This is a genomic window from Prosthecobacter sp., from assembly GCF_044378005.1.
Lineage (GTDB): Bacteria > Verrucomicrobiota > Verrucomicrobiia > Verrucomicrobiales > Verrucomicrobiaceae > Prosthecobacter.
In genome coordinates, this window is record NZ_JBILYB010000008.1 from 27,300 (window position 1) to 50,078 (window position 22,779).

A 22,779-nucleotide genomic window follows, 5' to 3' on the forward strand; every position below is an offset into this window, starting at 1 on the left:
GCCATCTCATGATCATCGACGTCCACTCCCACGCCTGGAACTTTCCCACCGACTTTTCGGATGACTTCATCCATCAAGCGGGTCGAGCGCGGCCGGGAGTAAAAGTGGACATGAGCGCGACCTATGAGGCTTATCGTGCCACCGCGCCCAAAGATACCTGCACGATTGTTTTCGGCGGCAAAGCGCGGCTCAGCGGCCTGTGGGTCGATGACAAGACCGTGGCGGATTATGTGGCAAAGGATGCGCGGCGCTTGATCGGCTTTTTGTCGGTCGATCCGACGCAGGGGGGCTGGGAGCGTGAGATGCATGTCGGGCACGAAGAACTCGGTCTGCACGGCATCAAGCTGCTGCCAATGTATGCCGGATTCAGCCCGGATGATTCGAAGCTGGAGCCGCTGTGGCAGTATGCGGAAGCAAAAGGGCTGCCTGTGCTGCTGCACATGGGCACCACGTTCATCGCACAGGCACCGCTGGCCTTCACATTGCCGCGCTTGATCGAGCCGGTGGCGCTGAAGCATCCCGGGGTGAAGATCATCCTCGCGCATCTTGGTCATCCGTATGAGGGCGAGTGCCTCGTGACGATTCGGAAGCACGAGAACGTCTTCGCCGATGTCAGCGCACTGCATTACCGCCCGTGGCAGCTCTACAACTCGCTCATGCTCGCGCAGGAATACGGCGTGTGGCACAAACTGCTCTTCGGCACCGACTTCCCCTTCACCACGGTGAATGCGAGCATCGACGGCATCCGCAAGCTCAACGACATGCTGGAAGGCACGAAGCTCCCGAGACTCGATGTGACGCAGATCGAGGCGATGATACACCGCGATTCGTTGGCGCTGCTAGAATTGAATTCAAGCAGAGTCTAGAAAGGCCACTTCCGAGTTCGCCAGCTCCATAACAGGAACACGCCGCTGCCAAGCAGCAGGGTCAAAGCACCGAAGCCGAGGAGTGTACGATCTGTTGTGATCAGCAGATAAATCCAGCCGATAAGCGCAACGAAAGCGGGAAGGGGATAAAGCCACATGCGAAATGGGCGTTCTGCATTTGGCTGGATCTGCCGTAGCATGATTAAGGCCCCAATCTGACCCACAAACTGCACCACGATGCGCGTGGAAAGTAGGGCGTCGATCAAGGTGCCGAGTTTCACAAAAGTGGCTGCCACAGCGATCAAGCCGACCGTCACCAAGGCAACATGAGGAAAGCCGAGACGTGGATGCAGACGTCCAAAAACACGGAAGAAGCTGCCATCTCGTGCGGCTGCATATGGAATGCGTGAGTAGCCCAGAAGCATGGCGAAGCAACAGGCGACCATGGTCCACAGCACGAGCACGGTGAATAGCTGAGCAAAGTCATTTCCATAGATCTTTGCCATCATCATTGTCACCACGGGTTTGTTTAGTCCTTCGGGGCTCACGAACTCACGCCACGGCACCACACCGATGATGGAAAGATTCACTGCAAAGTAGATCAGGGCCACCAGCACGAGGCTGAGCATGACCGCGCGTGGGATGACGCGCCCTGGACGCCTTACTTCATCGCCGATGAAGCAGATGTCGTAGTAGCCGAGGTAGTCATACATGCCAATGCGTGCTGCAGCTCCAAGTGCGACCCATTTGGCAGCATCAAAGGTCCACGCGTCTTCCGGGATATCGAAGGCCAGCTTTGGATCGAAATGCCTCATGCCTGTGAAGATGACGACGCCCATCGCCAGCAAAGCACCGAGCCATAAGGTCACCGTGATCTTCCCGATCGACTCAATCCGACGATAGAGCAAAAAGATCACAAGCAGTCCCACGCCTGCGCCAGCACACAAACGTGTGAAGTCACTGCTCTGCGGCCACAGCGGCTGCAAATACTGCGCCACACCCACATAGGCCGTGGCCAGTTCCAGTGGACCACTGAGGATGAATTGCCAGATGAAAAGGAAGCCCATGAAGCGTCCCCATTTCTCACGCCCATAGCCCTCGCAAAGGTAAACATACGACCCACCCGACTTCTGTAGATTGGCCCCGAGTTCACTCCATACCAATCCATCTGCCAGAGCGATGATCAATGCCACGGCCCAGCCAAGCATCGACTGTGGGCCACCCATGGTCAGCATCAGCGCTGGTATGGTGATAAAGGGCCCTGCTCCGAGCATGTTGGACATGTTCAGTGCGGTGGCCTGCAGGAGGCCGAATCGGCGCTCGGGCTGACGATCGGCATCTGGTGTCATAGGCGATCAGCGAGAACGCTTCATTCGAAACGGAACGAGTACACATCCGCATCCTTGAGTGCAAAACGCAGACGAACTGTCTTCCCGGCGAGCGAGCTGACATCGGTACCACTTTTCCAGACCACAGTGCGCTCAAGAGAATCACCAAAGTGATCCTCGCAGTCGCTCAAAGCGAAGCCGGGCATCGCTTTGCCATTTGCGTCCTGGATTTCGATCTTCACGCCACCGGCGGCGGAACTAGCGAAGTTCATGCTGAGGGCTTTGCCGGTGAAGGTGAAGGGCTTCGTGAGGAGCTCGCCGCCGCTCATCGGCGCATGGATGGAGATGAAGCCGTCGAGCCGCAGCGTGTAGCGGCGTAGTTCGCTGCTCTTGCCGGTCCAGTAGCTTTCGGTGGCGTAGAGACTGAGTTCGTTTGGTGCGCCTTCCATGGATGACTTTGTCTCCACGGGATGCCAGGCGATGTATTGATGACCGTAGTTCCAGGTGCCGGGACGCTGGATGCCGGGCGGGAGGAAGGCTTCATTCCAGCGCTTGAACTTCACGCCATCGCGGCTGGCCATGAAGAGGCCTTCGGTGACGACCATGCCGTAGCGGTCGCTAGCCTTCGAGCGCCATTCGCGGTGCTCGCGCTCCGGCAGTGCACGCATGCTTTCGGACCAGCCACGCTCAAGATAGCGCGTGGGAAAGCCGAGGAGAAGATGAGGGGCACGGTGGTAGGGCTTCACCTGGTTCGTGTAGAGCTGCTCGCTGGGCGAGTCGGTGTAGCTCAAGTCGTGCTGATTTTCCCAATGGATGAAGTCCTTCGATGTCGCCGTGCGGATGGCGCGATCACCGGAGGGCCTCCAGTTTTTCTCATCCGTCGTTCCACCGGTGAAGTAGCGCCAGTAGGCACGGTATTGGCCGCTGTGCGCATCCCAGAAGGCGAGATTTTGCGAATCAAAGGCCCCATCCGTGATCACCGGCGCATCGGCCATCGGCGACCAGCTTAGGCCGTCGGGCGATTTCAGGGCGAGCAGTCCTTTGGGCGAGTTTGAGCGCACGATGGCTTTGTACTTCGCATCGGCTGCAGCAGCCGGATTTTCATCTTTGAAAACAGCGGGATGGCCGCCATCGGGATCGACTTTCCCCATCTTGCCATGTGGGATGACGATGTTGTTGGCCTTCGAGCCTTTGAAGTCATTCAAACCCAGCTCTGGCTTCCGCCAATGAATGCCATCATCGCTTTCGGCGTAGCAGGTGAAGAGCGGATGCTCGCCCGTGTTCACCTTACCGGGCGCGGTGACGGTGAGCTGCCACGACTTGTAATACATCCGGTATTTGCCACCGTCCTTGAAGACGCTGTGGTAGCCGCTGCCACTGCCTTCCCATGGCATATCATGCGTGATGGCGATCTCCTGCGGCTGCGGATGATGCAGGCGCTGCTCGGCCTTGCCTGATAGCTTCTCGATCAAGAAGTCGTCCACGAACAACTCACGACGTGAACCGATATCGATGGCGTGAACAGAAGAAGCCACGATGACGGTGGCGAGAGCAAGCGGGAGGAATCTCATGCTCTGAAACTACGTGGCGGCAGGCCACGAGCTTACGGTGATAGAGTCACCGAATAGATGGCTGACTTCGGCGGCACGACGCAGCGAAGCCATGGTGCGGCGGTGGTTACGGGCATTGATTTGCCGCTGGCATCTTTGATGATGACCACTGAGGCATTCGAGGCGACAGGCATCGTGATTTCGAGAGTCAGCGGCTGATCGTAAAGCTTGGCATCAGTGGCGCAGTCGAGCTGGATGATGAGGCTCCTCGCTTCGGACTTCATCAACGTGAGCTTGGCCGAGTTGCGTTCGGTTTGATACTTGTAGATGTCTGCCATGCCGGCGATCCAAAGCTTGTCTTGCTGCTGCTTGGCGATGTCGAGCGCGGCGCGGAAGTTGGCTTCGGTGCTGCTGAGACCTTCGCCGATGTAGTGGTAATGCACGCGACACCAGAGGCCGCGCTGGAGGTGGGTTTCGAGCGCCTTTCGGAAGGCCTCGACGCGGCCGCCATAGCTGTCGTCCATGCCGAGCGAGCCACTGGAGGCGTCGAACTGATGATATTTGTCGAGGTAGTAGCGCAGGGTGCGCGTGGTGTCCCAACGCGTGCCACCGCCGAGATTGAGGGCCATAAGGTTGCTCTTGCCGGGTGTCAGTTTCCAAATCGCCTCCGCAGCACTGCCGATCTCACGCTCCATCTCTTCATCGCCCCTTGCGCCACGATGATGTGCGGAGTGGTTCGCCAACTCCATGTCGCCCTGCTTCATCACGGCCTCCCATTCGGCGAGTTGCGTTTCAAAGGAGTAGCTTTGACGGCTGCCGGGCTCCTTGGGACCGGGATTGACCATGAAGGTGCCTTTGAAGCCGTATTCGCGCAGGATGGGAATGGCCTTGCTGAGATGCGTGGGATGTGAGTCGTCGAAACGGATGCTCAGCGCGGCGGTGCGACCCTGTGGCCAGTTGGCGATGCGCACTTGAGCGCCGCTGATGGCATCTTGAATCATGCGATCCTTCTCTGAGGTGGCTCGTGGTGCCGGAACTGGTGGCATCACGGCCTGCACGATGAAAGAGCTCACCTTCTCTGTGATCGGCACGAGGAGGTTTTCCCATTCGATGCCGGAGCGCTGCACGAGCATCGCAGCGCCCGCTTCATCACACACCTCGACATCGTTTGCCGGCCAGACGTTGCGTCCGGCTTTAGGCAGCTCAACGCGCACGTTCAGCGGCTGCGTATCGCCGTTGCGGTTGACCTGCACGTGCAGCTTGAACTTGCCCAAACTTGCCGCGCTGATCGTGGCAGTGCCGGAGTAACGCTCGAGCGACACCTTCACGCCGCCGAGATCGGGCGACTGGGCGTTCAGCGTGACCGCGAGCAGAGAGAGAAACAGTCCATGCAGCAGAGTTTTCATGGCGTCGGAATGCTCTTGCCCAGACAGATGCGGAAGCCGTCACGCGAGTCCGAGTAAGTCACGTTCTTGATTCCCAGCCGGACGGCGCAGCGCGCGTTGCCCGGCACATCGAAGTAGTTTCCGCCACGGCACACGGGGCGCGATACGGCACGTTGTTCCGCGTTCTCATAATGGATGTCTTCATGCCCGCCCTTCGGATCGAAGTGGTCGATGACAAACTCCCACACGCCGCCGCACATGTCGGCCAGGCCGAAGCCGTTGCGGCCTTTCTCGCCGTAGTGATCGACGGGCGACACGAACGCGAACCCATCGCTCCACGGCACCTTGGCGAGCGGCCATGCCTTTGTGCGTCCCGGCAGGACATCCATGCTGGAGATGTTCAGCCGGCCTTCGCCGTTCTCGATCTCATTGCCCCACCAGAAGTAGCGGCTTTCCTTGCTGCCACCACGGCAGCCATACTCCCACTCCGCCTCCGTGGGCAGACGGTATTCCATGCCTTCCGGGAGCTGGCCTGCCTTGCGTTCGCGCACAGTCAGCCATTGGCAAAACGCCTTCATGTCGTTGTAGCTCACGCACACGACCGGATAGTCATCCTTGTTCGGGAATCCCCAGTTCGGATCGCGCCAGCTCTTGCCCTTCACGGATTTCCACGGATGCACCACGCTGGTCGTGAGATGATAACCATCCCATTCAGGATCGAACACCTGGGTTTCTCCACCGGGCTTCTCCGCATCGGTCACAAAGCTGGAATCCTCCACAAACCTCCGGAACTGCCTCACGCTGACCTCCGTGCGGCCCATCCAAAAGCCGTACTTCACACGCGTCCGTCGTGGTTGTTCGCCCTCAAATGATTCCCGCGTCGTCCCCGGCTGCGCACCGCCTTCGATGCCAGTGGCCCACGCTTTTTCCTCCGGCGTGCTACCCATCATGAACTCGCCCGGCGGAATGAAAACGACCTCCAGCGGCATTCCGCCGAGATCGATCGCTTTCACCGTGCCTTGGGAGGGATCTTCGGCGTGTGTCATCGCGATGGGAATAGCCAACGCGGCAATGCGGGGGAGAATTATTGCGCGGATTCGTTTCATGGCTGGTTCGTCGGGTTGGATTCGGAGGTGCGGTAGAGGTCACTTATCGAGCGTCCACGTCACCGCGTTCATCAGCAGTGTGCGCACATCCGCGATCTGCATGTCCTCGGGAGCACCGAGGCTGGTGTAAAAGATGCGTGCTTTGTTCGGGCCGTAGGTGCGCGTCCAGGCGACGGGCATCGGAGGACTGGTGTCGGTCTTGGCTATGCCGATGAGGATGGGCGTGGCGTCAGCGACGAGCGGCAAAACTTTGTAAAGCGACTGATGACCGAGGATGTTCGCGGTGTTCACACCCGGGAGCAGCGGGCTGTTTTCAGCTCCGAGGGCAATGCTGACAGCGTAAGGCAGGCCTTTCGTCTCGTAACCAGTGTTCGGTGCGCCGAGGACTTCGTCGGTGAACTCGGGCCAAGGAGCGAGGCTGGGATCGACGACCTCCTTGGGCTTGGGGATGAAGGCATGATTCGCGGTACGGATGCCGAGCAGTGGCTTGCCTGCATCGAGATGGGCGCGGATGGCGGCCATTTGATCCTTCGGCGGAAAACGGCGGCGTGAGAAAAGCACCAGGAGGTCTGCATCCTTCAACGCCTCGACGAGTCCGGCGAAGTGATGGGGCTGCGGCTTGTCGCCGTCGATGATCGTGAACCGATGACCGAGTGGCTTGAGCTGTTTCTCGGCGAAGTCACGCATGGTGCGCGGTGCTTCGTAATTGTTCGAGTCTTCGACGACCATGATGACGATGTTCGAGGCCGGAGCGAGCGCGGTGAGCGTGACAAGCAAGGCGATGACACTGAGGAGACGTTTCATGGTGTGCGTCGATTACGGACCAGTAAGCGCGATTCTTTGGCGGAGTCGGCTCCTGCGGGTGAAAGGACGAGACGTGCCGCCGCGACTCTGCGATGCGACTTCTGATGAAAAATCACCCCTCACTTTTCCTGGTACTAATGTTTGTCTGTTGTGGTCTTGCTGCTGAACCGATCAGCGAGAGGCCTGATAGCATCGGCTACACCTCGCTCTTTGATGGCACCACGTGGACGGGCTGGGATCATCCGGCGCATCTCGACGGTGTGTGGGAGATCGCGGATAGCGTCGTCAGGCTGCGCACGGATGAACCGAAGCTGGTCAGCGGGAAGGACTACAACCTTTCCACCGCGAAGAAGTACAAGGACTTCACACTGATGATCGACTGGCGGCTCACCGGAAAGCCGGTCGTGAAACCGCATCAGTGGCTCACGGACGACGGGCAGTTCCATCTCGACGCCAACGGCAAGGTGATCATGAAGGACAACCTCACCTGGGGCGACAGCGGCATCTACCTGCGCGGTGCCCGTGCGGCGCAGGTGAACATCTGGTGCCAGCCCTGTGGCAGCGGTGAGGTGGGCACGAAGTTTAAAAATCTCTCCGCCACCCAAGCGGAGCGCCTGAAGACCATGCCCAGCGTTCGTGCCGACAAAGGCCCCGGCGAGTGGAACCGCTTCATTATCACGCTGCGCGGTGATCGCGTGGATGTGACCCTCAACGGCACGCCGGTCATCCAAGGTGCCCGCGTGAAAGACATCCCCGCGGAAGGACCGCTCACACTCCAGAATCACAAGGACGCGGTGGAGTTTCGCAATGTGTTCATCAAGGAGCTGAAGCCATGAAACGCATCTTCCACACGATGCTGCTGCTTACGTGCTTCCACACGGCTCACGGCGAGGCATTTCATCGCGACAAGCTGGCGGCGCTCGACGAGGCGGTGCAGCAAGCGATTGCCGATGGCAAGATCATCGGCGCGGCGCTGTGGGTGGAGCGTGAGGGTGAGTCGTATCACAAGGCCTTCGGCCAGCGGGCGCTGAAGCCCCAGCCCGAGGCGATGACGGAAGACACGCTCTTTGATGTGGCGTCGGTCACGAAGGTGCTGGCGTCTGCCAGCGCGGCCATGCGATGCGTGGAGCGCGGACTGGTGAAACTCGACGATCCCGTCTCGAAACACCTGCCCGAATTCACAGGCGATGGCCGCGAGAAGATCACTGTGCACCATCTCCTGCTGCACACCTCGGGGATGCCGGTAAATCTTGATCCGAAGACGCAGCCGTTTCGCAACCACGAGGAGGCAATCGCCCAGCTTTGCCGCACGAGGCCGATGTTTGAGCCTGGAAGCGCGTTTTCCTACAGCAGCGTCGGCAGCATGGTGCTCGGCGCGGTTGTCGAGCACGTGACAGGCCGACGTTTCGACGACTTCTGCACTCGCGAGCTGTTTGAGCCGCTGGGCATGAAGGACACCGTGTTTCGACCTAGCGGCGAGCTGCTGAGTCGTGTCGCACCCTCGAGTGCGCCGGAGCGCGGGCTGGTGGATGACACCGTGGCGCGGCTCGCGGGCGGCGTCGAAGCTCACGCATCGCTTTTCACCACCACGGCGGACGTGGCGCGCTTTGCCCGCATGATGCTGAATCACGGCGAGCTCGACGGCGTGCGTGTCTTCAAGCCTGAAACAATCAAGCTCATGACCAGCGTGCAGAGCCCGCCGGACCTTCGCAGCCCGGCGGCAAAGAACCTGCCCGTACAGCGCGGCCTCGGCTGGGACATCAACACGCCCTACCGCACACCGCCACACGACTACACACTGCCTCGCGGCGCGTTGTTCCCCATCGGCGGCTACGGCCACACCGGCTGGACCGGGCAGATGCTGTGGATCGATCCGTTCTCACGCACCTTCGTGATCTTCCTCTGCAATCGCTACGGCCCGGATGGCAAAGACACCCGTCCCGAGGTGTATCAGCTTCACCATCGCCTATCCACACTCGCCGCCGAGGCGGTGAAGGGATACAATTTCAAATCCGCGCACTCAAAGTGACCCGCACGATCACTTCTCGATCACCAGTCCGGCTCTCGAATCGGGTTTGGCGATGAAGACCTTCGCTTGGTTGCCCTTGCCTTTCACGACGGTGTTTTGGGCGATGAGAAAACGTCCACCGCTGATCGGCGCGATGCCCACCGATGCATTGAACTCCCATTTGCTGGTGAATTGGAACTTGTCATCAGCACGCAGCAGCACGGCTGGCTTGCCATAACAGCCGAACCACCACGCGCCGTCAGCCTGCGCGATGGTTTGGATGCCCATGAGCGTGTAGCCGCTCGCGATCACATGGCGCTTCACGAACCGAAAGTTTTCGTCATACTCATAGGCGTAGTTTTCGTTCACGCCCGGCGGCAAACCGCCAACGATGATGAATTTGCCATCGTACCACGCCATGCCGCCCGCGCCGTGCACCAGCTCGGGCACGCGATGTTTGGCGATCTCTGCAAGCGTGTCACCATCATAGACATATACCCACGAATCGGCCTCGCCAGCCGGCCGGTTGAACTTCGCGAGGTTGGTGGCGACATAAACTCGCCCGGCGAGGAAGCACAAATCGCCGTGATGGTTCGCAACGGGCACCTTTTTGAGCACGCGGCCGTCGGTGTCGGTTTTCACAAGGAAATCCGTCCAGCACCAGTAGATGGCGTCTTTGTTGTTGGTGCAGATGCCTTGGAGATGCCGCGGATACGTGCCTTCGCACGCGGTGGCGTGAAACACAGGTTCTGCTGCGAGAGAACATGCCGTGAGCAACAGCCAAACTGCGACGAGGCTATATGCGAATCGTGTCATGGGCTGTCACTTCCCAAAGAGCCACAGGGCCAAAATCAGGGTCCACGCGATGTTGAAGACCTGGCCACCGAGGAAAGCGATGGCGGGGCGTCCGCCGCCGAGCCTGAAGAGTTCGCCGAGACGTGTCTCCAGGCCGATGCAGACAAAGGCGGCGGCAAACCAAATTTCACGCAGACCTTTGAGCGGCTTGCTGGCAGCCTCAGCGACGGCTGGTGATACGAAGTAGGAAAAGACGATGGAGGCGATGACGAAGCCGATGACGAACTTTGGGAAGCGCTGCCAAATGACGGCAGCCGATGGTTTCTCACGCTTGGCTGTGCCGTCTTTGCCACCACGCATGGTCCACCAGATGGAGAGCACAAAGGCCGCCACGCCGATGAGCACGTTTTGGGAGAGCTTCACAATCACGCCGACCTTCGTCGCCTCTTTGCCCACCTGCTCAGTCGCCGCTGCCACGGAGCCGCTGGTGTCCAGCGTGCCGCCGATCCATGCGCCACCGACGGCTTCAGAAAGACCGAGCTTCTGCACGGCGACCGGCATGAGGATCATCATCGGCACCGCACAGAGCAGCACGATGGAGGTGACATAGGAGAGCTTTTTCCGATCCCCCTGAATGGCACCGCAAGCAGCGATGGCTGCGGAGACACCACAGATCGAAACTGCCGTCGAGAGCATGACGCCGAACTCGTCATCCACCTTGAGCTTCCTCGCGATGAAGAAGCAGGCATACCAAACCACGGGGATCACCAGAGCGCCCTGAATCAAGCCCGGGAAGCCAGCTTTCATCATCTCCGGCAGCAGGATCGTGGCTCCGAGGAGAACAATGCCGACCTTGATGAAGAACTCCGTGCGCACTGCCTCACGCAGCCACTCAGGCACCGGCAGCAGGTGACTCCAAACCATTCCGAGCCCCAAGGCGAAGACGACATATTCGATGCCCCACACCTTGATGCCCGCATTGCCTGCGATCCAATGCGACAGCCATCCCAGAACAAAAACAACGGTGGCTCCACCGAGGAAGGAGAGGATGCGTTTTCCCAACGAAGCCGCGAGAGCCAGAGTCGAGATCACAAGAAAGACAACCAGCAAGGTGCCGCTGAGCGCGAGATTGTCAGTCGCAAAGGCCTTGGCTACTTCGGCTGTACCGCTCCAACCCATCGATGGCATCTTCGGGCTCCAACCATTTGCCACAGCGATCAAAACCGGCAGCGCTGCGAGCACGGCAAGCCAGTCTTCATTCTGCCACCAGCGTGCGGTGGAGGGACCTGGAGAAGGATAGGCGGAGTCGGAGGCAGCAGCGTTGGCAGACATGATGATGGGAAGAGTATGTGTATGTGCGGCTCGCAACGAGCGAGTGTTATCAAACGAGTGCGATGATGGTTGTTTTGCGTTTCATTGCCGCTGCCCCCATGCGATTTTCATCACGGAGAATCGCGGTTCAGTCCGCTCCATGCGCGAGCTTGTTGTTGGCCAGCGTGTTGTCCTTTCCGCCTTCGATGCGGATGGAGGGTGCTGCAGCGCGATCAGGGCGGCGGTCGGCGATGAGGCAACCGGTGATGATGCTGTTGGTCACGTTCTTGAGCAAGAGGCCCGCGCCATCGCTGTCGAGGATGGTGCAACCGGAGAGGTTGAAGGTGTTGCCGTTCTCGATCTGCACAGCGGCGGGATGGCTGCGGATACCGTCGATGTGCAGGCCGGTCAGGGTGATGTCGCGTGAGTCACGGAAGACGAGCCCGCCCTTCGCCGCCTCAGCTTTGCCGCGATAGTAGGGCGGGTTGCGGTCGAAGGTGTTGCTGCCGACGGCGATGTTGCTGCAATTCGTCACGAGCAGGTCGTGCTCGTAGCCGCCGCCGAAGGTGTTGCCGGTGATCACCGCGCCGCGCACATGCTGGAGGTCGATGTTCACCTCCACGTCGCTCAGCACGTTGTCGGAGATGCTCAGGTGGCCCCATTGCGTGGTGTCGTCGTCGCCACGCGGCTTGCCTTTGCCAATGAAGCGCACGTTCGCAGCGCCTGGCGAGGGATTGTGCTGGATGGTGCAGCCGACGATGCTGACTTCGGCGGTGGAGCCGTCGGTGCAGTCGATGAGCACATTCGCCGTCGGCGGTGCCTCGGACGTCATGTTGCTCTCGATGTCGCAGGTGCCGATGTGCAAGTTGCGCACGCCACCGCCGTGAGTGACCACACCGCCGCCTGCGTTGTAGCTGATGTGGCTGCCGATGATGTTCGACTGGTGGAGATCGACGTTGTCGTAAAACACGCCGATGCCGGTGTTGTGATACAAATGGCAGTCGCTGATGATGACGTTGCGATTCCGCACGGTGAGATGGATGCCATGCCGCGCTTCATGCACCGCCACGCGCGTGATGGTGATCTGCATCGTGCCCGTCGCCTCGATGCCATCCGCCTCAGGATGTGCGCCAACGATCTCGATGCCGTCCACCATCGGCGTGCGCTGCCGCTCAAAGATCTCCGGTTTCAGGCTCTTCGGATCCGCCGTGCCGCCATGTGTGCCTTTGAAATGAAACGCCGGTCCCGCGCCTTCCATCACGAAACGCGCCACGCCATCGCCGTTGATCGAGATGAAGACAGTCTTGTTGAGATCGACGACGATGGTTTTCTTCAGCCGGTAGGTGCCGCGCGCAAAACGCACTGCACCGCCAGCATCGACAGTCGTTTGCACCGCCGAAGTGTCATCGGCCTTGCCATCGCCGACCGGTTGGGCGTGCAAAGCGAGTGAAAAAGCGATCAGCGTGAGAAGAAGGAAGCGTGAAAACATGAGATGACCTCATACGCAAATGAGGTGGCCGTTTGCGCGACGCAAAGTTGGCCTCTCACTCCGCGAGAGGCACTCAGCACTGGATTCACTGCCAACGCTCTCGCCTGTCGAACGCCTCATGCTCATCGTGCGGAGAGAGAGATGGCTACTTTGCCGCGAAATACGCCTCAAATGTCTTCGCTAGCCCTTCGCCGAAGGTGATCCAGTGCCTGCCCATCGCGGGCTGCTTGAGCCCTTCGATGTAGTTGCAGTTGAACTCGAGGATGACCGCGTCGATGCCAAAGCGCTTGCACCAGCCCTCGCCAAGTGTGCCTGGATTGTGAAACGAAGGCTTCGTGGAGCCGACGGTGAACCAAGTATGGTTACGCAGGCTTTGCTCAAAGCGGGACATGCGGGCCAGATATGCATCAATGTCGGGAATGTCCGGCCGACTGATGTGAAGCATGCCGTTGCCGTCGTTGTGTAGATCCATGGCAAAGGCCGGTCGACGCCCCTCTTTGATCTCGCCAGCGAGCCAATTCTCCAGCGCGGCGTTTTCGGGTGCGAGTTTCGGATCGGCGGGCTTGTCCCACTTCCGGTTCAGATCCCAGCCACCGAGGTTGAAACGTGTGCCGCCACGCTCGACACCATCCTTGTTAGCCATCGGCAAAATGCACACATTGTAGAGCGCTAGACACTTCTGCGCGTCCTCGTCGCCCTTCAGCAGGCGGCGCACAAGGCCCTCGACTACCCAGTTGCCCACCGGCTCCCACGGATGTGCACGGGCGCGGATGAAGACTTGATTTGGCACGTTGTCTTTACCCACACGGATGATCTCGAGGTCGCGACCCTGTACCGTTTTGCCGATGGTTTCGATTTTCACCAGCGGACTTGTTTTGATCTCGGCGAGGAAGCGGTTCAAATCCGACACGCGATACGGTTCAGCCCGCGCGACGAAGAGCGAGGTGCCAGGCATCTCCAAAGTGACGCGCACACGGCCTTCCTCGGGCGATTCTGTCAGCACAGGCGTCCAGTTATTGCCATCTTGCGAGACGACAACCTGTTTGATCTCCTTCGCCACTGAGCCGGCCTTGCTGTTCCAAACGTTGGCCATGTTTTTCAGCTCCAGCGTGATTTTTTGACCCTTTGCAGCCTGAATGCGGAAGTGAAAATGCCCCGCCGCGCGATTCGGCGAGAGGCGCTCTTGGTCGTAGAGCAGATAGACCAACACCGTGCCGTCCTCCGCGAACTCATACCACAGCGGCGAGGCATTCTCGAAGCTGGTGTCGATGAAATCGAGCGGCGTGGGCGGTGCATCGGCGGCGGATGCAGAAGCGAGCAGCGATGCGAGAAGGATTGAGACGAAGCGAGTCATGGTGATGGAGAGAGTTACTTTACAAACGGCTTATACTCGCGCGCGGCTTTGATGACACGAATGCAATCACCCGCACCGAGCTTTTATAGACCTGCTTGGTCCGCTCAAAGGCTGGCGGAAGCTTCTGCGCGAGCAAGCTCATGGCGATGGAGGATGCACAGTGCGTGTGGTTTCATGGTAAGGATTGGTTGGGCTTTGACCAAAGAATGCGTGCCACAAAGGTCGCGCCCTCGGCCCCGCGTTTGGCGGAGTCCTTCATGAACATGCCTTCGGAGACAGTGACCCAGGACTCATTCGCGTTGATGGCGCTGGCACCGAAGTTGCCCATCTCCGCGCCGCGCTCAGGCACCACGATCTTTTCACTGCTGCGGATGATGTGCAGCTTGTCCGTGTTCAACCGTGCCATGAAGAGCGGCGCGCGATGGCGGACGATGTGGTCGTTGTTTGCACCACGTCGGGTGTAAACGAGAAACAAGCCGTCGCTGTGCGTCAGCCAGTGCTGCTGAGTGTTGTAGCTGCCGAGTTCGGCACCGTCGTCGAAAGTCCAGGGCTTCGGCTCGGCAAACTGAAGGCCATCGTCGCTCACACTGACGTAACCACGAACGTCATTGCGCAGGGTGAGGTAGTAGCGACCTCCAAACACGGTCAGCGAAGGTTCATAAAGTCCGCGGGCGACATCCAGCCGCAGCACGCTGCCGTTTTTGACAAACGCGAGCTTGTCGCCGTCGAAGCGGCACTCGGCCACGGTGGTGCTGAAGCGATCCTTCGTGCTTTTGCCGATGTAAAGCGGCACGAGCAAGGTGCCGTCGGGCTTCACGAGCCATTGTGCGCAGGCGTTGCGGGCGAAGTTGAACTCCTCACCCGCTGGCAGCTCCAGAATCCGCCACGGCGTCCATTTCGAAGTCTTGGGATCGTACACCGCATACACCGTCTGGTGCGCGCGCTTCACATCGTCGAGCTGCTTGCCCGCCGGGCTGTAGCGGACACGCGCGCCGATGGCGATGAGTTTGCCGGTCTTCTCGTGCCAGCCGGGCGTCACATCAGCCACGCTGAGCGTCACACCATCAGGCTGTTTCAGCCAATCCAGCTCCGGTGTCAGCAGCGGCCCGGTCCATGCTCCGTCCACGCCCTCGCGCGTCATGAAATGCAGACCGGAGTAGTAGTCGGAGACTTTGAGATGCTTCTGGATCGTCATCATCACACCGCCGGGCATGGCGGTGGCGCGTGGATGGAACCAGAGGAACTTGCCGTCATCATGTTTCATCACCGTTTCGAGCTTCACGGTGAATTCGACTGGCTCGGCAGCGTGCGAGTGAAGTGCCGCAGCAATCAATAGGATGCTCAGGAAGTGGAGTCGGCTAGCGGATCGCATGTGACTTGTCTCGTGGGTTCTTCGTTGAGTTGGAATCCGGTTTACTTGAGCTTCGCAAACAACTCCTCTAATCCCGCGATGATCTTTGTGGAGGCATCGACTTCGAGGCAACTGGAGCGGGCACGCCAGGTTTCGTAACCGCCAAGCGCGTGATGCTCCGGCGTTGGCAGATAGCCGTGATAGGCGTTCGCCAGCGAAACACTGAAAGTCGGTGCATGACGTTTTTTGAGCTCCAGACCGATCTCGACGAAGACTTCGGCGGGAATGGCCGAGACATGAAGATCGCCTATTTTCATGATCTGAAGCGGTGCGGAGACTTCTTTGGGGAAGTCGGCCAGCAGCACGGTTTCACGTGCATAGACCTGCTCCATCGTTTCCATGCGAGGTAAGAGCATGGAGGTCTTCATGACCTCGCGGGCCTTTTCGACTTCGTCCTTGGTTGGAATGCGCAAACCAAGCTCGAATTCCTTCTGTGCGACTGCGAGCGGTACCGTGTCAGCATGCTTCACGGTCTTCACCGCTGCGGCGACGGCTTGCGCGACATCGTTGGCGACGATCTGGATGCGGCCATACGGCGCTTCTTTGGCCTGACTACCTCGAAAGTCGATGTTGTTGATGTCGCCACTGGTGCCGTTCGACATGATGCCGACGAACTCCGGCCCAGCGCCGAGCAACTGGCCGATCTTCACCGCGAACGCGCCGAAGTAGTCCGCCGAGATGTGCCCGGGGCCGACGCCGCCGACGTAGTGCAGCGAGTAATTCGCGAGCAACGCGAGCGGCTTGCCGTCGGCGCTTTGAACACTGATGAAACAGACTTCGGGATCAGTGGGACCGGCGGGTTCAACGAGGTTCGGGTTGTTGATGCCGGGATTGGTCTTCACCTGATCCGTCGTGACGCCCAGCGGTGTCGGGAGAATGCTGCCGGGTTTCATCTTCCATCGACGATTGAAGACCTGCTGCGGCACCGAGGCGCTGCCGTGGCCGATTATCGCCGGTGCGAGGTTGTTCAAGGCACGCCTCACACCATCGGCGATACGCCGGGCCACGAAGCGCTGATAAATCGGGTTCGGCTCGCTCTGACCGACGGCTTGCAGCGTCCCACACGAATGCGAGTGCGTGGCAGACATCATCATGTTCTCCATCGGCAGCCCAGTGGCCTCGTTCACCATCTTCTTGGCCTCATCAAAGATGCCGCGACCAATGACACAACTGTCCGCGACGACGAACACGAGCTTTGTTTTGCCATCATCGAGCGCGAGGCAGCGGGCATTGAGTTCATCGTGAATGACCGTGGCTTTTCCATCCTGAAAGCCACCGTTGATTGAGCTGCCGAGTTCCGGCGTGATATTGCTGGTGGCGGCACCGGCGCGGAATTCAGCGGCTTGGACAGTGGCGGCAAAGAATGCCAAAAGGGTGAATAGGTGCTTCATGCCCCTTTGATACGGAACTTAGACAACAACCTTCGCGAATCACGGAGAGGTTGTGACACGAAGCCGGATGAAACGCCTTGTTGAGGAATTCATCGGCACACTGTCGCGGGCGCTGAAGGTGCTGCCGTTGTCGATGAGGGTGACGGTTTGCTCGGGGTGCCAGGTGAGGAGGTCGTTGCTCGATTCAGCGCTCCATGTCACGCCTGATGCGAGTGCGTTTTTGTTGATGTTGAGGCTCAGGTAGCCGCCGCTGTGACTCGTGGTCCAGGGTGATGACGAGCTTTGGGCGGGGTGCGATCCCACAGCGTATTCGAGGAGATTGGCGAGGCCGTCGCCATCGGGGTCGGCATCGTCGGCGGCGCTGCCGGTGCCTGCGACGGTGCCGAAGTGCTGGTAGCGCCAGGCTTGGCGGGCTGGCGGTGTCCATTGCAGCAAGGTCATCGAGTAAGGCGGCAAGGAGAGCGGCTGGGCGGGATCAAAGCTGGTGAGCGTCTGCGATGTCGGCGCGACGATGTCGGCGGTCTCGTTGTTGTCGGTGATGTTGGTGGAAGTGAGGCGGCGCAGCGTCAGTGTGCCTGCGGGGGCGTTCGGGCCGGTGAAGCGCACGTCGAGCGCGCTGGTGCGATGGAGATTGAAGACGACGAGGCCGCGCTGGGTGCCGTTTTGAAAGGCGAAGCTCTGCAAGTGATGCGCGTTGGTGAAGGTGACGCGGTTCATGTTGTTGATGCTCCATGTGGGGTTGTCGCCGCTGTGCTGGGTGGCGACGAGATCGCCAGCGAGCACGTCGTTGAGCATCTGCATGGCGTGGTAGTGCGGGCGCTTGCGGTTCGTTTTGCCCATGTCGAGAACAGAGCCCCAGAGTCGTGCGGTGCGGCCATCGCCGATCGAGTAGCTGTGACCGGCGAGGGAGAAAAAGACCTGCTCGCGGCAGTTCAGCTCCTTCAGCATGGTGAGCATGTGATCGGCCACCGCGATGGCGGAACCGACGGAGGGCGTGAAGCTATCGAGGGCGCTCTGGCTGATGCTGCCGGTGGTGGTGTGGAGGTTCACCTCATAGACGTTGAGCGGCACAGGACGGCTGGAGGATTGCAGTTGGTCAAAGGCGTAGCGCATCAAGCCGCTCGTCGGAGATGGGTTGAAGCTCCACCACTCCGGCTCGGCAAAGAGCGGGCCGAAGAGATCTTCGTTCGTGGCGAAGTTGTCCACGCGATAGGCCATGTAAGGGGCGAGCGTGAAGACATCGTGCTGCGAGGAGGCATTGTGCAGCGCGGAGTTCAGCCCGGCGTTGCCGTTTTGGCCGCCGAGGATGCACTGGACCTGCGCGGCGTTGTAATGCGGCGAGGCTTTGATGGCGCTGAAGACCTCGCTGGCACGCTGGCCGCAGGGCACAGGCTGCGTGATGGCGGCACCGCGATAGGCGCTGTTGTTCCAGTTCTCATTGCCGAACTCGAGATGGATGCGGCTGAAAACGCTGGTCCATGGCGCGGGATGGCCGCGTGCGTCACGCAGGGCTCCCATCGGCGTCGATGTGGGGCCGCCGAGGTATTCCATGAGGGTTGCGGCCTCTTGCGGCGAAAACGGCGCAGGCATCGAATACCATGGATTCGCGCCGAGATGCTCGCACAGCACGAGATACTCATGCAGGCCTGGCATCATGTTGTTTTCACTCGTCGCATAGACCGAGTAACCGGTGCGCTTGCGGCCAAACAGCGGCGAGAGTGCGTTCGCGAGCGAGTCACCCACCTGTTGCCAGTTCACATAGCGCAGGATGCCGGGGCGCAGGCCTTCGAGCGTGCTCACCACATCGTCGCGAAACTCGGTGGGATTTGTGGCGCTGCTATCGGTCTGCCGCAGACTCACATCGTCGATGAGGATGGCACTTTGATTCGTGGCGGAAAGGCCCACGCTGATGGTGCCGGACGTGTTGATGGCCTCGCTTACGGAAAACGGCAGCGAGTAGTCCGCCCACTCGCTCGTGAGCTGCACGGTCTGGCTGAGGTAAGGCGTGAGCGAGCCGCGACGCACGGTGACGAAGGCACGATTCGCACCGCCGACGCCCTTCGCTTTGAAGGCGAGTCGGAACTGGCCATTGAGCCGAATGAAACCAGTCAGCGTATCAAAAGCGCCTGTCACGCCAGCTTGTTGGCCACTCGCTGCGGCATCGAGTCGAGCACATTGCTGGCCTGCGGTGCCGGGAGGTAGATCGGTGGTCTCGCTCGTCACTGTGCCGCCGCCGCCAGCGCTCACGGACCAGCTCGCAAAGGCCGCGCCACCGCCGCTGCCGCCCACCTCGGTTTTGCGCAGCACCATGTAGTCGCCATCGAGCGGAATGCGCACGGCATCGTTGTCGGCAAAAAGATACGTCGTGCCCTGGGCGCTGCCGCTGGGATCATTCGGCGGATTGGCCCGATTCGGCGCGAGCGAGTTCGTGATGGTGCCGCTGCGACCCTTGGTGTTGCCAGACGACCAGATGATCTCATACGACGCCCCCGCCCAGAAGCCGCTGGGCCATTGCGTGAAGGCCTGGTCCTCGATGGCGCTGCTCGCTGTGCCACCCTGGCCGAGGCGCACGACGGATTGATAAAGCAGCCCCTCGAACCCCGGATTGCGAAAGAGCAGCTCCTTCATCATCTGGTTCGAGTCGTAGTAGTTGTGCTGCGCGAGGCCAATGCCGAAACGCTGCACGCCGGGGCGCAGCACGGTGTTGCCCACGTTGATGACGGTGTCCGCGTGCGTGAGCGCTGCGAGCGCGAGGAGGGTGAATGCGATGGTTTTCATGGTGGGATCAGGATTGGTTTAAATGGGTGCGCAGACGTGTGCGGGCGCGATGCAGCGCGACGCGATGCGCGGGTGTTTGAGCGCTCGAGATGCCTTCGAGCAGGTGGCGATCGCGCTCAGAGAGCTGGCTCAGGGCTTGCGTCAGGTGAGTCTTCTGCTCCTTCCGAATGAGCTGGGCATCCGGGGCTGTTTGCGTGCTTGGAGTTTCGTCGAGCAACTCCTGAGCACCGTCTTCAAAGCCTGCGCTGAGCTTGTGACGATGACACCAGTGCCGACGAAGCTTTGCGCAGGTGTTTCGCGCAATGACTGACAACCAATGCGCAAACGGCATACTCGGCTCAAAACGAGGCAAAGAACGAAACACACGCAAAAACACCTCCTGCACCACATCCTCCTCCATCCAGTGCGGTGCTCCCCAGGAGCGTGCCGCGCGGAGCACCTGCGGGCGATGCTCATTCACCAGCCAGGCCGCCGCGTTTTGATCATGACGGCTGAGCCAGCTCTGAATCGCGATGATAGGATCGTCGAACATGGCGGTGGTGGTTTTGATGTTCGCTCTCAGTCCTTCTTGCGGGTCAGGATCATGAGGTAGGGGCCGGACGAGCGGGTTTTGAACTCGGTGGGCCTCGGCTTGCCGCCATTCGCGCTGCACCAGCGGAGGGTGTTGCCCTCCAGCTTCCAGATGCCGAGCATTGTCTGGTTCATCGCGGGTCCATTCACACCCGTGGCATCAATTGTCAGAAGGCCGCCCTCCTCGGCGAGTTTGTAGCTGCCTTCCCCGAGACTGCGGCCATCGCCATCGGTGGCGCTGATCTTATCCATCGTGATCGTCAGCTCACGGATCGTGGCGCGGCGTGCGCCTGTTTCTTCATCACTCACGACGGCACCTTCCCAGGTTCCGAGCAATTGCTTTCGCCATGCGGCGTCATCCGCGTGAGCGAGACTGAGAGCAGAAAAGAGCGCTGCGCACAGAAGTCGCAGCCCGGCGGGGAGAAGGTTTGTTTTCATCACGCTCCGAGACTCGCTCCCGGAGCATGAAACGAAGATGAAAGGCAGATGAAAAGGTTTTCATCTTCGCCGTCGTGCGAAGCAAAGCGGTCCTCTAGCTCATCAATGGGAGCTGCACGGTGAAGGTCGTGCCATGTCCCACGACGCTCGCAACGGCCACCGTGCCTCCGTGTGCTTTCACCAACGCCTCGACGATGGCGAGACCAAGGCCAGCGCCGCCGTGCTCGCGGGCACGGGCTTTGTCCACGCGATAGAAGCGCTCGAACAGATGCGGTAGATGCTCGGCACCGATGCCAGGACCGGTGTCGGTGACGGTCAGCACGGCCTCGTTACCTTCCGCGATCACTCGCAGCATCACGCTTTCACCCGCAGGCGTGTAGCGGATGGCGTTTTCGGTCAGGTTCAGGCACACACGCTCTAAAGCGACGGCATCGCCATTGACGCAGATCGGCTCGGCAGCATCGACACTCAATGCGATGCGTTTTGCCTCGGCCTGAGCTGCCAAGGCATCGCGCACACGTCCGCACAGGGCGGAAACATCTACCGCCTCACGAGTGGCGATGGATTCACCCGCGTCCGATCTCGCAAGTGAAAGAAGATTCTCCGTGAGCTTCGTGAGCCGCTCGATCTCCTCGCGGCTGCTCTCCAGCACCTCGCGATATTCCTCCGCAGGCCGCTCGCGACGCAGCGCGACCTCGATCTCGCCACGCAGCACGGTCAGCGGCGTGCGCAGCTCATGCGAGGCATCGGCAAGGAAGCGCTGCTGCGTGCCGTGAGCGGATTCGAGCTTGTCGAGCAGCTCATTGAAGGCTCGTGCCAGCCGAGCCACTTCATCTTCATCCGACGGCACGAACAACCGCTCCCGTAATGTCTCGCCCGAACCGATGCGGTGCGCTGATTCCGCCGCCGCATCCACGGAACGCAGCCAGGCTTTCGCCAGCACATGGGCCAGCAGCCACGCCACAAAAGTCGCCGCCATGACCGCGCCGAGGAGTCGCGTCAGGACAGCATGAAGCCGCTCATCGCGGGCCGTCTCCGGTAAGGCCACCTGCGCAAAGCCGATCACCGCGCTTTGACTGTCGCGAAACGTCGTCACCGGCACCGAGGCAAGGCGCACCAGCGTGCCATCCTTCATCTTCAAGGTCTCCGTGAAGGACGACATGTTCGTCGTGGCCGCATCGCGTGCGGAATCCGAGAGCGGCAGAGTTTCCTTCAGATTCGCCGACTGGGTGAGCACGGTTCCATTTGGATCAACGACCTGCACCCGCAGGCCAATTTTGTCCGTCTCCAGAAACGCCTCCATCCATGGTGCGAGGCGCATCGCCATCGGCGTCACCGATTTGGAGAGCACATAGGCTCGGTCACGCAGCAGGCGATCCGTGTCATCGCGTAGCGCCTCGGCACTTGACTGAAAAACCCACGCCGCCACGAGGGCCGTCACCACCGCCGTCAGCAGGGTGAAGCTCAGGACGAGTCTAGCGCGGAAGGATTTCATGAGGCGGAATTTTTCAAAACATACCCCACGCCGCGCACGGTGTGAATCAGCGGCGTGGCAAAGCCGCGATCCACCTTTTCACGCAGATGGTAGAGCGTCACGTCGATCACATTTGTCATCGAGTCGAAATGCTGATCCCACACCTGCTCCGAGAGCCGCGTGCGGGAGATCACCTCGCCCTGATGCCGCATCAGATGCTCCAGCACGGCAAACTCGCGAGCGCTGAGCGCCACTGGCTGGCCTGCTCGCGTTACCTTGCGTGCCTTCACATCCAAAACGAGATCGGCAAAGCTCAGCGTCGTCGCCTCCGCACCGCCCGAACGACGCAGCAGCACCCGCACGCGGGCCAGCAGCTCCTCAAACGCGAAGGGTTTCACGAGATAATCATCAGCGCCGCCATTCAGGCCGCGCACGCGATCCTTCACCGCATCCCGCGCCGTGAGCATCAGCACCTTGCAGGGCCGTTTGGACGCCCGCAGCGCCTCCAGCACCTCAAAGCCATCTTTTTTCGGCAGCATCACATCAAGGATGACGAGGTCATAAGCATGCACCAGCGCCAGATCGAGCCCCTCTTCGCCATCAAAGGCCGCATCCACTGCAAAATGCTCCTCCCGCAGCCCGCGCTCAATGAAGCGGGCCACCTTGGGTTCATCCTCGACGATCAGCAGGCGCATAAAATGAATCTAGGGGCATGAGTCTG

Annotated in this window: 19 protein-coding genes; 3 read left to right on the forward strand and 16 right to left on the reverse strand. The window is 60.2% G+C overall.

The annotated features are described in order from the left end of the window. Positions 1 to 8 precede the first annotated feature (8 nt). Positions 9 to 866 (forward strand): amidohydrolase family protein, encoded by an 858-nt coding sequence (locus AC6FTP_RS03175; RefSeq protein ID WP_497205449.1) that lies wholly within the window; start codon positions 9 to 11, stop codon positions 864 to 866. On the opposite strand, the gene AC6FTP_RS03180 is transcribed toward AC6FTP_RS03175, so the two are convergent. The 5 genes from AC6FTP_RS03180 to AC6FTP_RS03200 all read right to left on the reverse strand — a co-directional run bounded on the left by AC6FTP_RS03180 (position 863) and on the right by AC6FTP_RS03200 (position 7,039). Beyond that, complete coding sequence (locus AC6FTP_RS03180) at positions 863 to 2,215, reverse strand: APC family permease (protein WP_497205450.1); 1,353 nt, start codon at positions 2,213 to 2,215, stop codon at positions 863 to 865. The genes AC6FTP_RS03175 and AC6FTP_RS03180 overlap by 4 nt on opposite strands. Positions 2,216 to 2,235: 20 nt before the next feature. Beyond that, on the reverse strand, positions 2,236 to 3,765 hold the full coding sequence (locus tag AC6FTP_RS03185; RefSeq protein ID WP_497205451.1) for a hypothetical protein: 1,530 nt from the start codon (positions 3,763 to 3,765) through the stop codon (positions 2,236 to 2,238). Between the two features lie 32 nt (positions 3,766 to 3,797). Beyond that, positions 3,798 to 5,150 (reverse strand): polysaccharide deacetylase family protein, encoded by a 1,353-nt coding sequence (locus tag AC6FTP_RS03190; protein ID WP_497205452.1) that lies wholly within the window; start codon positions 5,148 to 5,150, stop codon positions 3,798 to 3,800. Then, on the reverse strand, positions 5,147 to 6,175 hold the full coding sequence (locus AC6FTP_RS03195; protein ID WP_497205453.1) for a formylglycine-generating enzyme family protein: 1,029 nt from the start codon (positions 6,173 to 6,175) through the stop codon (positions 5,147 to 5,149). Before AC6FTP_RS03195 ends, AC6FTP_RS03190 begins: the two co-directional genes overlap by 4 nt. A gap of 99 nt (positions 6,176 to 6,274) precedes the next feature. Beyond that, entirely contained in the window at positions 6,275 to 7,039 is a 765-nt protein-coding gene (locus AC6FTP_RS03200) for a ThuA domain-containing protein (RefSeq protein ID WP_497205454.1), read from the reverse strand. Positions 7,040 to 7,176: 137 nt separating this feature from the next. Here AC6FTP_RS03200 and AC6FTP_RS03205 point away from each other — a divergent pair, with 137 nt between their 5' ends. Then, entirely contained in the window at positions 7,177 to 7,875 is a 699-nt protein-coding gene (locus AC6FTP_RS03205; RefSeq protein ID WP_497205455.1) for a 3-keto-disaccharide hydrolase, read from the forward strand. Beyond that, positions 7,872 to 9,068: a serine hydrolase domain-containing protein gene (locus AC6FTP_RS03210; protein ID WP_497205456.1), complete on the forward strand. Its 1,197-nt coding sequence runs from the start codon at positions 7,872 to 7,874 to the stop codon at positions 9,066 to 9,068. Before AC6FTP_RS03205 ends, AC6FTP_RS03210 begins: the two co-directional genes overlap by 4 nt. Before the next feature lie 9 nt (positions 9,069 to 9,077). Here AC6FTP_RS03210 and AC6FTP_RS03215 read toward each other — a convergent pair whose 3' ends face one another. The 11 genes from AC6FTP_RS03215 to AC6FTP_RS03265 form a co-directional block, all read right to left on the reverse strand. Beyond that, positions 9,078 to 9,863: a hypothetical protein gene (locus tag AC6FTP_RS03215; protein ID WP_497205457.1), complete on the reverse strand. Its 786-nt coding sequence runs from the start codon at positions 9,861 to 9,863 to the stop codon at positions 9,078 to 9,080. A gap of 6 nt (positions 9,864 to 9,869) precedes the next feature. Further along, on the reverse strand, positions 9,870 to 11,174 hold the full coding sequence (locus AC6FTP_RS03220) for a YeiH family protein (protein ID WP_497205458.1): 1,305 nt from the start codon (positions 11,172 to 11,174) through the stop codon (positions 9,870 to 9,872). Positions 11,175 to 11,301: 127 nt separating this feature from the next. Further along, positions 11,302 to 12,642 (reverse strand): right-handed parallel beta-helix repeat-containing protein, encoded by a 1,341-nt coding sequence (locus AC6FTP_RS03225; protein ID WP_497205459.1) that lies wholly within the window; start codon positions 12,640 to 12,642, stop codon positions 11,302 to 11,304. Positions 12,643 to 12,787: 145 nt separating this feature from the next. Then, positions 12,788 to 13,996 carry a M14 family zinc carboxypeptidase gene (locus AC6FTP_RS03230; protein ID WP_497205460.1) on the reverse strand — a complete coding sequence of 403 codons (1,209 nt, stop codon included), beginning with the start codon at positions 13,994 to 13,996 and terminating at the stop codon, positions 12,788 to 12,790. Positions 13,997 to 14,168: 172 nt separating this feature from the next. Further along, a complete protein-coding gene (locus AC6FTP_RS03235) occupies positions 14,169 to 15,368 on the reverse strand; it encodes an exo-alpha-sialidase (RefSeq protein ID WP_497205461.1) in 1,200 nt (399 codons plus the stop codon). A 41-nt stretch (positions 15,369 to 15,409) separates the two neighbouring features. Next, positions 15,410 to 16,798 carry a hypothetical protein gene (locus AC6FTP_RS03240; RefSeq protein WP_497205462.1) on the reverse strand — a complete coding sequence of 463 codons (1,389 nt, stop codon included), beginning with the start codon at positions 16,796 to 16,798 and terminating at the stop codon, positions 15,410 to 15,412. 39 nt (positions 16,799 to 16,837) lie between these two features. Beyond that, positions 16,838 to 19,576 (reverse strand): hypothetical protein, encoded by a 2,739-nt coding sequence (locus AC6FTP_RS03245; protein ID WP_497205463.1) that lies wholly within the window; start codon positions 19,574 to 19,576, stop codon positions 16,838 to 16,840. Positions 19,577 to 19,583: 7 nt separating this feature from the next. Further along, positions 19,584 to 20,108 (reverse strand): RNA polymerase sigma factor, encoded by a 525-nt coding sequence (locus AC6FTP_RS03250; protein ID WP_497205464.1) that lies wholly within the window; start codon positions 20,106 to 20,108, stop codon positions 19,584 to 19,586. Between the two features lie 26 nt (positions 20,109 to 20,134). Then, a complete protein-coding gene (locus AC6FTP_RS03255) occupies positions 20,135 to 20,584 on the reverse strand; it encodes a TIGR03067 domain-containing protein (RefSeq protein ID WP_497205465.1) in 450 nt (149 codons plus the stop codon). A 94-nt stretch (positions 20,585 to 20,678) separates the two neighbouring features. Next, the gene (locus AC6FTP_RS03260; protein ID WP_497205466.1) at positions 20,679 to 22,079 is read right to left on the reverse strand and encodes a sensor histidine kinase; all 1,401 of its coding nucleotides are present in this window, start codon (positions 22,077 to 22,079) and stop codon (positions 20,679 to 20,681) included. Further along, positions 22,076 to 22,753 carry a response regulator gene (locus AC6FTP_RS03265; protein WP_497205467.1) on the reverse strand — a complete coding sequence of 226 codons (678 nt, stop codon included), beginning with the start codon at positions 22,751 to 22,753 and terminating at the stop codon, positions 22,076 to 22,078. Before AC6FTP_RS03265 ends, AC6FTP_RS03260 begins: the two co-directional genes overlap by 4 nt. Positions 22,754 to 22,779 lie beyond the last annotated feature (26 nt).

Excerpts from the sequence above, each read along its gene's own strand:
- AC6FTP_RS03175 (WP_497205449.1), top strand. The coding sequence starts at position 9 with ATGATCATCGACGTCCACTCCCACGCCTGGAACTTTCCCACCGACTTT.
- AC6FTP_RS03180 (WP_497205450.1), bottom strand. The coding sequence starts at position 2,215 with ATGACACCAGATGCCGATCGTCAGCCCGAGCGCCGATTCGGCCTCCTG.
- AC6FTP_RS03185 (WP_497205451.1), bottom strand. The coding sequence starts at position 3,765 with ATGAGATTCCTCCCGCTTGCTCTCGCCACCGTCATCGTGGCTTCTTCT.
- AC6FTP_RS03190 (WP_497205452.1), bottom strand. The coding sequence starts at position 5,150 with ATGAAAACTCTGCTGCATGGACTGTTTCTCTCTCTGCTCGCGGTCACG.
- AC6FTP_RS03195 (WP_497205453.1), bottom strand. The coding sequence starts at position 6,175 with ATGACACACGCCGAAGATCCCTCCCAAGGCACGGTGAAAGCGATCGAT.
- AC6FTP_RS03200 (WP_497205454.1), bottom strand. The coding sequence starts at position 7,039 with ATGAAACGTCTCCTCAGTGTCATCGCCTTGCTTGTCACGCTCACCGCG.
- AC6FTP_RS03205 (WP_497205455.1), top strand. The coding sequence starts at position 7,177 with ATGTTTGTCTGTTGTGGTCTTGCTGCTGAACCGATCAGCGAGAGGCCT.
- AC6FTP_RS03210 (WP_497205456.1), top strand. The coding sequence starts at position 7,872 with ATGAAACGCATCTTCCACACGATGCTGCTGCTTACGTGCTTCCACACG.
- AC6FTP_RS03215 (WP_497205457.1), bottom strand. The coding sequence starts at position 9,863 with ATGACACGATTCGCATATAGCCTCGTCGCAGTTTGGCTGTTGCTCACG.
- AC6FTP_RS03220 (WP_497205458.1), bottom strand. The coding sequence starts at position 11,174 with ATGTCTGCCAACGCTGCTGCCTCCGACTCCGCCTATCCTTCTCCAGGT.
- AC6FTP_RS03225 (WP_497205459.1), bottom strand. The coding sequence starts at position 12,642 with ATGTTTTCACGCTTCCTTCTTCTCACGCTGATCGCTTTTTCACTCGCT.
- AC6FTP_RS03230 (WP_497205460.1), bottom strand. The coding sequence starts at position 13,996 with ATGACTCGCTTCGTCTCAATCCTTCTCGCATCGCTGCTCGCTTCTGCA.
- AC6FTP_RS03235 (WP_497205461.1), bottom strand. The coding sequence starts at position 15,368 with ATGCGATCCGCTAGCCGACTCCACTTCCTGAGCATCCTATTGATTGCT.
- AC6FTP_RS03240 (WP_497205462.1), bottom strand. The coding sequence starts at position 16,798 with ATGAAGCACCTATTCACCCTTTTGGCATTCTTTGCCGCCACTGTCCAA.
- AC6FTP_RS03245 (WP_497205463.1), bottom strand. The coding sequence starts at position 19,576 with ATGAAAACCATCGCATTCACCCTCCTCGCGCTCGCAGCGCTCACGCAC.
- AC6FTP_RS03250 (WP_497205464.1), bottom strand. The coding sequence starts at position 20,108 with ATGTTCGACGATCCTATCATCGCGATTCAGAGCTGGCTCAGCCGTCAT.
- AC6FTP_RS03255 (WP_497205465.1), bottom strand. The coding sequence starts at position 20,584 with ATGAAAACAAACCTTCTCCCCGCCGGGCTGCGACTTCTGTGCGCAGCG.
- AC6FTP_RS03260 (WP_497205466.1), bottom strand. The coding sequence starts at position 22,079 with ATGAAATCCTTCCGCGCTAGACTCGTCCTGAGCTTCACCCTGCTGACG.
- AC6FTP_RS03265 (WP_497205467.1), bottom strand. The coding sequence starts at position 22,753 with ATGCGCCTGCTGATCGTCGAGGATGAACCCAAGGTGGCCCGCTTCATT.